A 13,083-nucleotide genomic window follows, 5' to 3' on the forward strand; every position below is an offset into this window, starting at 1 on the left:
TCCATGTGAAGTTTGTCACGGCACACGCTACAACAGTGAGACTCTAGAAGTCCACTACAAGGAAAAAAATATTGCAGAAATCCTTGATATGACTGTTAATGATGCGGTGGATTTCTTTGCGCCAATTCCAAAGATTGCCCGCAAACTTCAAACCATCAAGGATGTCGGACTGGGTTATGTGACATTGGGTCAGCCAGCTACTACCCTGTCAGGCGGGGAAGCTCAGCGCATGAAGCTGGCCAGTGAACTGCACAAGCGTTCAACTGGCAAGTCCTTCTACATTTTGGATGAACCAACTACCGGTCTGCATACCGATGATATTGCCCGTCTGCTCAAGGTCTTGGAACGCTTTGTCGACGAAGGAAATACAGTGCTCGTTATCGAGCATAATCTGGACGTCATCAAAACGGCAGATCACCTGATCGATCTAGGACCAGAAGGCGGTGTTGGCGGCGGCCAAGTTATTGCTACGGGTACCCCCGAGGCGGTGGCTAAAAATCCCCAGTCCTTTACCGGCCAATATTTACAAGATAAGTTGAAATAGCCATAAGAATGGAGTGGAATCACCCAAAAAATTGAAAATTTGGGGTGTCTTTTCACCTCGACATACTTGGCTAAGTTTTCCGTTTTGACCTTGTGGCAAAAGGGAAACTAATCAGCAGTGGTTCATTGGTGCTAAAGCCCCTAATGAATTGTCAGTGGTAAGATTAAGTTTGCGTAGAACAAGTCTTACCTCTAATCACTGCGCCAAGCGTTTAATCTAAAACAGAGATGCTGGACAAGTTTTGTCCCGCATCTTTTTTATGTGAAAAAAGCTAGATGTCTATATCTAACTGAATCAAGTTCTAAAGTATGCTAGTCTAGTGGCCTTTAGTCGACAGGATTTTAGCAATTTTGATGTTATAAAAGTATCATAAATGTAATATTATGTCATAGATTCTTTACCAATATTGCTCTAGGCCTTCTTGTTTGTTATACTAAAGATGTATCTAATTTTTTAGAAAATTATCATTGTATAAAATGGAGGGAGAAAATAGTATGGATGATTGGAAAATCAAAAATTCCATAGACCGCAATACTTGGGAACAATCGAGGCAGAGTTCTGCATTGGAAAAGATGCAGCGAGATCAGGAACGTTTTCATCAGGAACTCATAGATGAGCAACAAGAGAGGGAGATGCGGGAGAAAATTTCCCGTTTGGAGTTAGCTCTAGCTCAGACAAGTGATCCTAAAAAGCGACAACAAGTCAAAAATTTATTAGATGAAGCAATTTTGGAGCAAAATCTTTATTATATAGAAAAGGATAAGTTGGAGCGCCAAGAAAGGCGTAAGCAACTTATTTATAATATTTTAACGATTTTGATTCTGGCAGTTTTAGCCTGCATTGCCCTTGTGCTTTGGACTTCTTATCAAAATAAGAAGAACCAAATTGACCAATTCCAAGCAAGTTCAGTTTCTTTGTCATCCAGTCAGGCTTCCTCAGATTTAACTTCTTCCTCTACTCAGGCAGACGGTAAAAGTTCCACTTATGATGGTGTGTTTCCTAACCAAATGATTGGAACTTGGAAGGGAACTATGTCAGGAACGCCAACTACGATTACTTTCTCGAGCAATGGCGACTTAAGAATAAAGGTTAATGGAAGCGATAGCAGTAGTTCTGAAGTCTCTGGGACAGTCTATTCAATGATTCCAGTTGATGAGACAACTTATAGAATTGTGGATTATTCAGGAACAGTGTTGCCTGCGCAGCTAGGGGGGAGTGGTATTCAATACGACTTTGGTTACAAATTAAGTTCTGACGGACAAACGTTATATCCTATTCTTTGGCAGTATGGAATGAATGAGGAGCCAAACTATTCCGAGTACAGTATCTATGAGAATGATTCTTATACTAAGGTCAACAATTAATCTATATCATTTAAGGGAGGGACTATGGTTTCGGTAACGCAACGTATCAGAGAAATTAAGCAACCTCGGGGTGGTTATCCTTTCTTTTAAGAACTTCCAAAAACTGCAGAGGATTGAGCTAAAAGGATTAGAATGTCAAAAATATATTAGATTTCTTCGGTAACCAAAACTGCGTACGAAAGGCCCTAAAACTTTACTCAGAACATTTAAAATGGTTAAGCTGAGTGATTTGAGGCATTATCGATTATGAAATGCCTTAGTTTTCAAACAAGTCTATTAAAGTCAGTCTTTGTATAAATTCTTTCAAATTAGTAATTTACCCTCATTCATGCTAGAATAAAGCTATTCGATGGGAGGTGTTTTCAGGTGTTTGAAGCGCGTGTAGAAAAACTGCTGGCAGCTTTGGAGAAGACAGCCTGTGATGGCTTTTTAGTTACTAATTTAACGAATATCTATTATTTGACTGGCTTTTATGGCACGGCAGGAACAGTATTTATCTCTAAGCAGCGACGGCTCTTTCTGACGGATTCCCGTTACAGCCTTTTGGCTAGGGAAAAAGTTAAAGGCCTTGAGATTATTGAGACCCGCCAACCGCTTGCTGACATTGCTGAGATTATTAAAGGTGATCAATTGACTGTAATTGGTTTTGAGGGAGAAGCTGTTTCCTATCACTACTATCAGCAGTTGAAGGAGAACTTTGCAGAGTACCGTCTGCAATCTCTGACTGATTTGATTGAACAGTTGCGAATGATTAAGGACAGCAGTGAGATTGAAACCATTCGTCAAGCCTGTAAGATCTCTGATCAAGCCTTCTTAGATGTTTTAGATTTTATCAAGCCTAATCAAACCAGCGAGATTGAAGTTGCCAATTTTCTTGATTTTCGGATGCGAGAACGCGGAGCGACCGGACCATCTTTTGACTTTATCGTGGCTTCGGGTCAGCGTTCTGCCATGCCCCATGGCCGGGCTAGCGAAAAAATTATTAGTCAGGGTGAGACCCTAACCTTAGACTTCGGCTGTGTTTATCATCACTACGTCAGTGACATCACACGAACGATTCATGTTGGTCAGCCTTCTGATGAAGAGCGATCTGTTTATGATCTTGTCCGCAAGAGCAACCAAGCCGTGATTGACTCCGTCAAGGCTGGCATGAGACGCTGTGACTATGATGGTCTTGCACGTCAAGTTATTGCCCAAGCTGGTTACGGCGCTTGCTTCACCCACGGTATTGGTCATGGTATCGGTCTTGATATCCATGAAGGGCCTTACTTTGGGCAGTCAACCGACTTAGTGGCGTCTGGGATGACTATCACTGATGAACCTGGGATTTATTTGGACGGAAAATTCGGTGTGCGGATTGAAGATGATATACTGGTGACTGAGACAGGCTGTGAAGTCCTGACCAAAGCACCCAAGGAATTGATTATTATTTAGGAGGTTTCCATGACTGAAAATCGTCTATCTTGGCAGGATTATTTTATGGCTAATGCCGAGCTGATTTCGAAACGGTCAACTTGTGACCGTGCCTATGTTGGAGCAGTTCTGGTTAAGGACAAACGGATTATCGCTACGGGCTATAACGGCGGGGTTTCTGAAACAGATAATTGCAATGAGGTTGGCCACTATATGGAAGACGGTCACTGCATTCGGACAGTTCATGCTGAGATGAATGCCCTGATTCAATGTGCCAAGGAAGGTATCTCGACCAAAAATACCGAAATCTACGTCACCCATTTTCCTTGTATCAACTGCACCAAGGCTCTTTTGCAAGCAGGTATCAAGAAAATCACCTATAAATCCGACTATCGTCCCAATGCTCTGGCTATCGAACTGATGAGGCAGAAAGGTGTGGAATATATCCAGCATGATGTTCCCCATATCACCTTAGGGGAGGACTAGGCAAGGCTGCTTATATTCATAAAGAATTTGAGTAGCATCACAAATTATGATAAAATAAGCTGATAACTAAATTAATGAAGAGGTAGAAAACATGATTGAAGCAAGTAAGCTTAGAGCTGGTATGACTTTTGTGACAGGTGATGGGAAATTAATCCGTGTTCTGGAAGCCAGCCACCATAAACCAGGTAAAGGGAATACTGTTATGCGGATGAAACTGCGTGATGTTCGTTCAGGTTCAACCTTCGACACAACCTATCGTCCAGAAGAAAAATTTGAACAAGCTATCATTGAAACAGTGCCTGCCCAATACCTTTATAAGATGGATGATACAGCCTACTTCATGAATAGCGAAACCTATGACCAATATGAAATTCCAGTGGCTAACGTGGAAAATGAATTGCGCTACATTTTGGAAAACGGTGATGTCAAGATTCAATTCTATGGAACCGAAGTAATTGGGGTACAGGTTCCAACAACTGTTGAACTAACTGTTACGGATACCCAACCTTCTATTAAGGGAGCTACCGTAACAGGTTCAGGTAAACCAGCTACCTTGGAAACAGGCCTTGTGGTCAACGTACCAGACTTCATCGAAGTTGGTCAAAAATTGGTCATCAATACTCAAGAAGGAACTTACGTATCACGTGCCTAAAGTACGATATCACGGACAGAGTCTTTCTATCTTTTCAATAGAATGACGACGAAAAGTTATCATCTATAGCTTTTGATGTCCTTAATTGACTTGGTTTGACTAGTGCTAGCGACTGGTCAAATTTTGTGTCAAAAACTAATAAAAAGTTTGATTAAAACCTTAGGATCGTTAGTCTTGCCTAAGGGCGTAAATTTCAATAAGAATGATTAGAAAGGAAGACCTATGGCAGAAACAATTGGAGATATTGTCATCGCTCCTCGAGTGTTAGAGGTTATCACGGGAATTGCAGCGACCAAGGTTGAGGGGGTATATTCGCTCAACAATAAGGCTGTAACGGATAGCATCAGTAAAACAACTCTTAGTCGTGGTGTCTATCTCACTACCAGTGGTGAAGATAAGGTTACAGCGGATATTTACCTGCAATTGCAATATGGAGTAAATGTCCCAGCGGTTTCGATTGAAGTTCAAAGAGCTGTTAAATCAGCTGTCTACGATATGGCAGAGGTTGAAATTTCAGATGTTAATGTCCATGTTGTTGGCATCGTTCCTGAAAAGGCACCAAAACCAGATATGACAGCCTTGTTTGACGAGGATTTCCTGAATGACTGATTCAAGACATAATTTACGAGAACGGGCTTTTCAGGCGATCTTTAGTTTAGAATTTGGTCAAGCTGATTTTCTTGAGGCTGTTAGCTTTGCCTATACCTATGACAAGGCAGCAGAAGAAGGACAAGAATTTGACGTTCCGACCCTGCTCTTGAATTTAGTCAAGGGTACTGTGGATAATCTGGCTGAAATCGATACTTATATTATTGAGAATCTTAAAGAAGGCTGGTCTTTAGAACGGCTGACCCTGACCGACCGCAGTCTCCTGCGTTTAGGACTCTTTGAAATTAAGTATTACCAAGAAACACCGGACAAGGTTGCCCTCAATGAGATTATTGAGTTGGCTAAAACCTACTCCGATCAAACCTCCGCCAAATTTGTTAACGGCATCTTGACGAAGTTTGTTGAAGAATAAAATGACCCGAGTTGGTCATTTTTATTTTGGTGAAATGTGAAAAATCCCTTAGCATTGGTTGCCAAGGGATTATTTTATAAAGATTTTCCGGTTAGGAGGCTGATGGGCAGAGTGTAGTTTTCTTGAACATCCTTGCCTTCAATCTTAGCTAGGAGGACGTCGACCAAGAGCTCAGCGATTTCCTTGATGGGCTGTTTAATAGTGGTCAGCTGCGGGAAGTAATTTTCCACAAACTGGGTTCCATCGTAGCCAACAATTTTTAGGTCTTGGGGAACTTTGATACCCATGTCGTCTGCAATTTTCATCGTCAGAATGGCTGTCATATCATCGGAAGTAAAGATTCCATGGGGCTTCTCCTGAGACAGGATGGACTTGATTTCCATCTCTTTGCGAATAGCAGAATAGTCGCTGGGGATATTGAAAACCTTGGCCTCAGGAAGGACAGAGCTAAAGCCCTTGCGACGCAGCCCAGTGGTTGAATTGGAATTATCATTACCAGTAAACATGATAATGTTTTGGCAGCCCACCTTTTGCAGGCTAATGGCCGCTAATTTTCCGCCTTCAAAGTTATCGGAAGAAATAACAGGGATACGGGGTGCCAGATTGCGGTCAAAGGCAACAATGGGAGCTTCCACTCGTTCGTAGTCCTCGATATCCAGATTGTGGCTGGAAGAGATGATACCATCGACCTGATTGGCCGCCAGCATTTCCAAGTAGTCTCGCTCTTTGTCGGACTCGTTCTGGCTGTTGCAAATAATGACCTTGTAGCCATGATAGAAAAGGATATTTTCTAAGTGCTCAATAATTTCAGCGTAGAACACATTAGAGATGTTTGGGAAAATCAGTCCGATTAGCTTAGAGGATTTTCCCTGAAGTCCACGGGCCAGGTTATTGGGTTTATAGCCCAGTTCGCGCATGGCTGCATGGACTTTGTCCTTAGTTTTTTCAGAGAGATAGCCCTTATTGTTGATGACACGAGAAACGGTGGTTGGGCTGACACCGGCCAATTTGGCAACATCAGTTAATTTTGCGACCATAGCTTATCCCTTTAAGTGATAGTAAGTTCCGCTAACCTGACCGGAGAGAATTTTAAGACCAGATTGGTCAGCTTGGGGAAAGACACGACTGGTGAAGACCTTTTCCCCCTTATTGATAAAGATTTCCACGATAGATTTATCAACAAAGATACGAGCTTCCTGAGTTTGGTCCAGTTGGCATTCTCTGATCGTGCCAAATTCAGTGGCATATTGGACACCAGCTTGGGAACGATCGAGGATAACTTTTCCTTTGTTATTATCAACAGTAAGTTTGAGCCCCTGTCCCTTTTGGTCAGCAAAGAGGAGAAGCTCAGTCTTTTGGTCAGGAGCAAAGGTTAAGTCTAATTCATAGCAATTATCTGTCTGATCTTTGTCACCAAAGACTTCTTGGGTAGTTCTCAGACTGGTTATGGCTGAAACAGGATATTGATAGAGCTTGCCATCCTTGATAGACAGTTCCTTAACTAAGCTCATGGCTCCTTGATAGTCATATCGGTCGGTAGGATAGTCGATATCTGGAAGGCCAATCCAGCTGACGCAATAAGCCTTACCATCAGGCATGTTGAATCCTTGGGTAGCATAAGCTTCGAAGCCATAATCCAGATTGAAAATTTTCGAAGCGCCAAGGAGGGCTGATTTATTTGTGTCAAACGTTTGACAGATTTTATAGGTATTTGGATAAATATTATCATAGGCTAGTTCAGTCTTATCCAAACCTTGAGGACTGTAGAGAAGGACTGGTTGGTCATCAACAAAAACCAGATTTGGACACTCAATCATGTATTCAGAACCTGTGCCACCAAAGTCCAGATTACCGACTTCTTGCCAGTTATGGACATCATTGTTAAGGGCCTTGTAGAGCTTGATAAAACCTTTTTTATCAAGGCTTTGAGCTCCAACGATGGCGTAGTATTGTCCCTTGTAATTAAAAATCTGTGGGTCGCGGAAGTGTTCAGTCGCGTCGGCTGGCTGTTTGATAAGGATATCGTCGAATTTTTCAATATGGCCTTGCTTATCCATCCAAGCTCCGATTTGGCGAGGATCTCGTACCCAGTTTTGATTGCGGACATTACCCGTATAGAAGATAAAGAGTTTATCATCAATCGGATAGGCCGACCCGGAATAAGCTCCATGACTGTCATTTTCGTGGTCAGGCTGGAGGGTAATGCCAGTTTCTTTGAAGTGAACCAGGTCTTGGGATTCTGTGTGGACCCATTGCTTAAGGCCGTGAGCTGCACCGAAAGGCCAGTTTTGATAGAAAAGCTGGAATTTTCCGTTGAAGTAAGAAAATCCATTTGGATCATTTAAAAGGCCGGTCTTTGGCTCAATATGATAGTTGGCCCGCCAAGGCGAGGCAGCGACATGAGCTCTAATCTCAGCTTTCTCCTCATCGGTCCAGTCAGCATAGGAGCGATAACGCACCTCTGTTGGTAGATTCATAAGTATTCCTCCATATATTATATGTCAACTATTGGCAAGAAATGTCACGTCCATAACATAGTAAAGGTTTTCATGGGAAAAATCAAGGAAGAAAATTGGTCTATTTAAAATAACATTGATACCAGCTATGGGGAGGGGTCAACTCAAAAATTGAAAATTTTGGTTCTCACCACACCCTAGTTTTAAGGTGGCGACCTTAAACGGTCTCCCCCCAGCTGCTGCGCCAAGAGCTTGTTCCAAAATAGGAAGACTGGACGAGTTTTTGCCCAATTTCCCTTCCTAACTCAGTTTAATGGGTAATGTCACTTTCTAAGCTTTATCTCGTAGGAAAAGTAGTGCTATTTTTACAAAAAATTAGCCCACTGTTCCTCTTATTCATTTGGTCAATGTCAATACAGTATTATCGGCTGACCTGACTTTGTGTCGTGGGGATAAAATAAGTTTTATCTCTTTGAGATAACTTATTCCGCTAGTCGCTATGGCGATCTAACTATATTCCTTACTAATTCAGTCAGTCCAAGTGTTATCGATTGACCTGACTTCATGTCGCGGGTGGTACAGTTTTGGTTTATGTTGAATTTTTAATGATAGGGGACTTTTGCTTATGAATAGTGTTGTATTATCTGTGATTCATAGACTATGTCACTGATAGAATCAAGAGCTTCTGAAAATTTTGTCAAGGGTTAGCAAAAAATTTTGAATATATTATCTTTAATTAGTGATAAATAAGCCGGTTTTACTAGGTTGTGCTATACATAGCCTTAGGAGATGCTGGTCAAGTTTAGATAACAGTCGAATAAATTTTTTAATGAGTTCAACAAGCTTGTAGGGAAAAATTTAATTTCTGCAAAACGGTTGACATAGTAACGGTCTTGTGTTAAATTAAGAATTGTAAAAAAGCGTTTTCAAAAATTGAAAGCTTTTATCTTATTAAATTTTAAAGGAGTTACGCAATGGATTATGCTAAAGTAGCTGCCGACGTTATTAAAGCGGTCGGTAAAGATAATCTTGTCGCTGGTGCCCACTGTGCCACTCGTCTGCGCCTTGTTTTAAAAGACGATACGAAGGTTGACCAAGAGGCTCTTGATAACAATCCCGATGTCAAAGGGACTTTCAAAATGGATGGCCAATATCAGGTTATTATTGGTGCTGGTGACGTTAACCATGTTTATGCCGAGTTGATTAAACAAACTGGCTTGCAGGAAGTTTCTACCGAAGAGGTTAAGAAAATTGCAGCAGAAGGACATAAGCAAAACCCAATTATGGCCTTTATTAAAGTTCTGTCTGAAATTTTTGTACCTATTATCCCAGCTCTTGTTGCCGGCGGTCTCTTGATGGCGGTCAATAACATCTTTAAGTCAGAAGGATTGTTTGGATCACAATCATTGATTGCCCAATACCCGCAAGTTTCCGGTATTTCTGATATGCTGACTGTCTTGTCGGATGCTCCATTTATCTATATGCCGGTCTTGCTTGGTATCTCAACTGCTAAACGTTTTGGCGGTAACCAGTTCCTTGGAGCTGCTCTTGGACTCATGATGAGTTCGCAAGAGCTTAATGAAGCTGTGGTGAAGGCAGCTGGAACGTCACTGAATTGGAATTTCTTTGGCTGGACACTTCATGCACAGCAATATACTTCACAAGTTATTCCAGCGATTATCGCCGTTTGGGTTATGTGTATCATTGAAAAATGGTTCCACAAACACTTGCATTCAGCAGTTGACTTTACCTTTACACCGCTTTTCACAATGATTATCTCAGGTTTCTTGACCTTTGCCATCATTGGTCCGGTCTTTGGTCAAGTTTCTGACTGGGTAGCCAATGGTTTGGTTTGGTTATATGATACCTTAGGCTTCTTGGGTATGGGTATCTTTGGTGCTTTCTATACGCCAATCGTTGTTACGGGACTTCACCAATCCTTCCCAGCCTTCGAAACAATCCTGCTTAATTCCTATAAAGCTGGTCATGGCTCAGGGGACTTTATCTTCGTTGTGGCCTCAATGGCCAATATGGCACAGGCCGCTGCAGCTTTTGCTATCTTTGCCTTGACTAAGAATTCTAAAACTAAGGGGCTTTCAAGTTCAGCTGGTGTTTCAGCTCTTCTTGGTATTACAGAACCAGCAGTCTTTGGGGTTAACTTGAAATACCGTTTCCCATTCTTCTGTGCCTTGGTAGGTTCGGCTATTGCAGCAGCCATTGCTGGTCTTTTACGAGTTATTGCTGTATCATTAGGCTCGGCTGGTGTCCTTGGTCTTATCTCTATCACCCCTAAATCAATTCCTTTCTATTTGGTCTGTGAAGCGATTTCCTTCGTTATTGCTTTTCTGATCACTTACTACTATGGTAAGACTAAGGAAGCCAAGGTCTTTGAAGCAGAAGCGGCTGTGGCTGCTGCCGAAGCAGATGTCGAAGTACACGGTCTTGATGAAGCCTCCGGCAATGAACAAGCAGCCAAAACAGAAGTTTCTGAAGAAACCATTTACGCTCCCCTTGATGGTCAAGTTGTTGAACTGTCTTCTGTCAATGACCCTGTCTTCTCATCAGGGGCTATGGGTAAAGGTGTCGCTATTAAACCTAATGGCAATACGATTGTATCGCCGGTTGATGGCATTGTACAAATTGCTTTTGAAACTGGCCATGCCTATGGTTTGAAATCAGATCAAGGAGCTGAAGTTCTTATTCATATCGGTATTGATACTGTCTCAATGGATGGTAAAGGTTTTGAGCAAAAGGTCAAAGCCAATCAAGCTATTAAGAAGGGTGACGTTCTTGGAACATTTGATGCAGCAGCTATTGCAGCAGCGGGTCTGGAAGACACGACAATGGTTATCGTAACCAACTCTGCGGATTATACAGACGTTACTCCGGTAGCCTCAGGTGCTGTTACGGCTGGTGCTGATTTGCTTGAAGTAAAATAAGTTTTTGGTATATTCTAAAGGGAGTGAGATTTCGGTCTTGGTCCCTTTTGTTTGCTGTTCAAAAACTCCTTTTATTGGGCAGGAAACCTTGGGATTTCCATTGATTTATGCTCTTGAATTTTTTATAATGAAAAGGAATAGATTGGTAAAGAAAGGAAAAAATAATGACTAAATTATATGGAAGTGTGGAAGCAGGCGGGACCAAGTTTGTCTGTGCTGTCGGCGATGAAAATTTTCAGGTCGTCGAAAAAGTGCAGTTCCCAACGACGACACCCTATGAAACCATTGATAAGACGGTAGGATTTTTTAAAAAATTTGAAGCTGACTTGCAAGGAATTGCCATCGGCTCATTTGGACCTGTTGATATTGACGAAAATTCGAAAACCTATGGCTATATCACCAAGACCCCTAAGCCTAATTGGTCAAATGTAGATTTGGTTGGCTTGATTGCTAAAGAATTCAAGGTTCCTTTCTATTTTACGACAGATGTCAATTCATCGGCTTATGGTGAAGCTATGGTTCGCCAAGGGGTTGAAAATCTGGTTTATTACACCATCGGAACGGGTATCGGCGCTGGGGCTATCCAACGCGGAGAATTTGTTGGTGGTGCTGGTCATACAGAGGCTGGCCATGTTTACGTTGCCCTGCACCCCAGCGATGTGGCTAATGAATTCCACGGAACCTGTCCTTTCCATAATGGCTGTTTGGAGGGGTTAGCGGCTGGTCCTTCACTGGAAGCCCGCACAGGAATTCGGGGCGAGCTGATTGAACAGCATTCAGATGTTTGGGATATTCAGGCTTACTATATCGCCCAAGCTGCTGTTCAAGCAACCCTTCTTTACCGTCCAGATGTGATTGTCTTTGGCGGTGGTGTGATGGCTCAAGAGCACATGTTACGCCGGGTGCGTGAGAAATTTACGAATCTGCTCAATGATTATCTTCCTGTTCCGCCTGTTGAAGATTATATTGTCACACCAGCTGTATCTGGTAATGGCTCAGCTACTATCGGTAATTTTGCCTTAGCGAAAAAGGTCGCAGAGCGTTTTGATTAGTAAAGTAATAATAGTGAATAGGTGCTAGATCGTTGCTGGTCTCTTCCTATTCACTTTTTTTCTTTTGGGAAAAATGTTAGAATGGCAGTAAAAACGGAGGAAAACAGCCATGGCAGAACCATTATTTTTAAAGGCTAGTATGCATGATAAAATTTGGGGTGGGACAAGACTGAGAGATGTCTATGGTTATGATATCCCGACAGAAACAACCGGAGAATATTGGGCTATTTCCGGTCACCCTCATGGGGTTTCCATTATTGAAAACGGCTCTCTGGCTGATCAGGGTCTGGATCGGGTTTATCGAGAGAGGCCCGAGCTCTTTGGCAATCCATCCAGTCCGGTTTTTCCACTCTTAACGAAGATTTTAGATGCTAATGATTGGCTCAGTGTTCAAGTTCACCCTGACGATGCTTATGCTCAGGAACATGAGGGGGAGTTAGGAAAAACTGAGTGTTGGTATATTCTGACTGCTGATGAGGGAGCGGAAATTATCTACGGACATACCGCTCAGAGTCGTCAGGAATTAGCAGAGCGGATTGAAGCTGGAGACTGGGATCAACTCTTAACAAGAGTACCTGTCAAAGCTGGCGATTTTTTCTATGTTCCAAGCGGCACGATGCATGCTATTGGTAAGGGAATTATGGTGTTGGAAACACAGCAATCCAGTGATACAACTTATCGGGTTTATGATTTTGACCGTCCTGATGCGTCAGGGAACTTGCGCCCTCTGCATATTCAGCAGTCCATTGATGTCATGACGATTGGTCAACCGCAAAATTCCCACCCTGCCACTTTAAAAACGGGTGACTTAACCTCAACCTTGCTGGTAGCTAATGAATTCTTTACGGTCTATAAGTGGGAGGTTGTTGGTCAGACTTATTTTGAAGCTGCTGCTCCTTACTATCTTGTTAGTGTCATTGATGGTCAGGGACAGATTAGGATTGCTGATCAGTCCTATCCATTGGAGAAAGGGCAACATTTTATCCTGCCTAATACCGTTAGAAATTGGGAAATGTCTGGGGATTTATCTATGATTGTCAGTCATATAACGGATTAATAAAGCAAATCAAGGAGCAGCGACAGGCTCCTTGATTTTTTTGATTAGTGACTTTTAGTCCGTCTCGCGTCCTTTGGTGCGAGACAAAAAACACTCATT

The 13,083-nt window shown here is 42.3% G+C and carries 11 protein-coding genes and 1 pseudogene; 10 read left to right on the forward strand and 2 right to left on the reverse strand.

Annotated elements, in window-relative coordinates:
* From G7Y32_RS09075 to nusB, 7 genes and pseudogenes are all read left to right on the forward strand, one after another.
* A pseudogene (locus G7Y32_RS09075) lies at positions 1-544 on the forward strand (excinuclease ABC subunit UvrA); the annotation flags it as partial.
* Positions 545-1,038: 494 nt separating this feature from the next.
* The gene (locus G7Y32_RS09080; RefSeq protein ID WP_165212720.1) at positions 1,039-1,908 is read left to right on the forward strand and encodes a hypothetical protein; all 870 of its coding nucleotides are present in this window, start codon (positions 1,039-1,041) and stop codon (positions 1,906-1,908) included.
* A 366-nt stretch (positions 1,909-2,274) separates the two neighbouring features.
* Positions 2,275-3,342, forward strand: a complete 1,068-nt coding sequence (locus G7Y32_RS09085) for a M24 family metallopeptidase (RefSeq protein WP_165212722.1) — start codon at positions 2,275-2,277, stop codon at positions 3,340-3,342.
* 9 nt (positions 3,343-3,351) lie between these two features.
* The gene (locus G7Y32_RS09090; RefSeq protein ID WP_165212724.1) at positions 3,352-3,807 is read left to right on the forward strand and encodes a deoxycytidylate deaminase; all 456 of its coding nucleotides are present in this window, start codon (positions 3,352-3,354) and stop codon (positions 3,805-3,807) included.
* A gap of 91 nt (positions 3,808-3,898) precedes the next feature.
* A complete protein-coding gene (efp, locus tag G7Y32_RS09095) occupies positions 3,899-4,459 on the forward strand; it encodes an elongation factor P (RefSeq protein WP_004225331.1) in 561 nt (186 codons plus the stop codon).
* Positions 4,460-4,681: 222 nt separating this feature from the next.
* Positions 4,682-5,068 carry an Asp23/Gls24 family envelope stress response protein gene (locus G7Y32_RS09100; protein WP_165212726.1) on the forward strand — a complete coding sequence of 129 codons (387 nt, stop codon included), beginning with the start codon at positions 4,682-4,684 and terminating at the stop codon, positions 5,066-5,068.
* Positions 5,061-5,480, forward strand: coding sequence for a transcription antitermination factor NusB (nusB, locus tag G7Y32_RS09105; RefSeq protein ID WP_165212728.1), 420 nt, complete (start codon positions 5,061-5,063; stop codon positions 5,478-5,480). Before G7Y32_RS09100 ends, nusB begins: the two co-directional genes overlap by 8 nt.
* Before the next feature lie 74 nt (positions 5,481-5,554).
* Here nusB and G7Y32_RS09110 read toward each other — a convergent pair whose 3' ends face one another.
* Together G7Y32_RS09110 and G7Y32_RS09115 are read right to left on the reverse strand one after the other, a co-directional pair.
* Positions 5,555-6,517, reverse strand: coding sequence for a LacI family DNA-binding transcriptional regulator (locus G7Y32_RS09110; protein ID WP_165212730.1), 963 nt, complete (start codon positions 6,515-6,517; stop codon positions 5,555-5,557).
* A gap of 3 nt (positions 6,518-6,520) precedes the next feature.
* On the reverse strand, positions 6,521-7,957 hold the full coding sequence (locus G7Y32_RS09115; protein ID WP_165212732.1) for a sucrose-6-phosphate hydrolase: 1,437 nt from the start codon (positions 7,955-7,957) through the stop codon (positions 6,521-6,523).
* A 953-nt stretch (positions 7,958-8,910) separates the two neighbouring features.
* Between G7Y32_RS09115 and G7Y32_RS09120 the strand changes: the two genes are divergently transcribed.
* From G7Y32_RS09120 to manA, 3 genes are all read left to right on the forward strand, one after another.
* Entirely contained in the window at positions 8,911-10,875 is a 1,965-nt protein-coding gene (locus G7Y32_RS09120; RefSeq protein ID WP_165212734.1) for a sucrose-specific PTS transporter subunit IIBC, read from the forward strand.
* Positions 10,876-11,039: 164 nt separating this feature from the next.
* Positions 11,040-11,927 (forward strand): fructokinase ScrK, encoded by an 888-nt coding sequence (scrK, locus tag G7Y32_RS09125; protein ID WP_165212736.1) that lies wholly within the window; start codon positions 11,040-11,042, stop codon positions 11,925-11,927.
* Positions 11,928-12,036: 109 nt separating this feature from the next.
* Positions 12,037-12,984 (forward strand): mannose-6-phosphate isomerase, class I, encoded by a 948-nt coding sequence (manA, locus tag G7Y32_RS09130; RefSeq protein WP_165212738.1) that lies wholly within the window; start codon positions 12,037-12,039, stop codon positions 12,982-12,984.
* Positions 12,985-13,083 lie beyond the last annotated feature (99 nt).

This window comes from Streptococcus tangpeifui, assembly GCF_011038795.1.
Classification (GTDB): domain Bacteria; phylum Bacillota; class Bacilli; order Lactobacillales; family Streptococcaceae; genus Streptococcus; species Streptococcus tangpeifui.

Excerpts from the sequence above, each read along its gene's own strand:
- G7Y32_RS09080 (WP_165212720.1), top strand. The coding sequence starts at position 1,039 with ATGGATGATTGGAAAATCAAAAATTCCATAGACCGCAATACTTGGGAA.
- G7Y32_RS09090 (WP_165212724.1), top strand. The coding sequence starts at position 3,352 with ATGACTGAAAATCGTCTATCTTGGCAGGATTATTTTATGGCTAATGCC.
- efp (WP_004225331.1), top strand. The coding sequence starts at position 3,899 with ATGATTGAAGCAAGTAAGCTTAGAGCTGGTATGACTTTTGTGACAGGT.
- G7Y32_RS09100 (WP_165212726.1), top strand. The coding sequence starts at position 4,682 with ATGGCAGAAACAATTGGAGATATTGTCATCGCTCCTCGAGTGTTAGAG.
- nusB (WP_165212728.1), top strand. The coding sequence starts at position 5,061 with ATGACTGATTCAAGACATAATTTACGAGAACGGGCTTTTCAGGCGATC.
- G7Y32_RS09110 (WP_165212730.1), bottom strand. The coding sequence starts at position 6,517 with ATGGTCGCAAAATTAACTGATGTTGCCAAATTGGCCGGTGTCAGCCCA.
- G7Y32_RS09115 (WP_165212732.1), bottom strand. The coding sequence starts at position 7,957 with ATGAATCTACCAACAGAGGTGCGTTATCGCTCCTATGCTGACTGGACC.
- G7Y32_RS09120 (WP_165212734.1), top strand. The coding sequence starts at position 8,911 with ATGGATTATGCTAAAGTAGCTGCCGACGTTATTAAAGCGGTCGGTAAA.
- scrK (WP_165212736.1), top strand. The coding sequence starts at position 11,040 with ATGACTAAATTATATGGAAGTGTGGAAGCAGGCGGGACCAAGTTTGTC.
- manA (WP_165212738.1), top strand. The coding sequence starts at position 12,037 with ATGGCAGAACCATTATTTTTAAAGGCTAGTATGCATGATAAAATTTGG.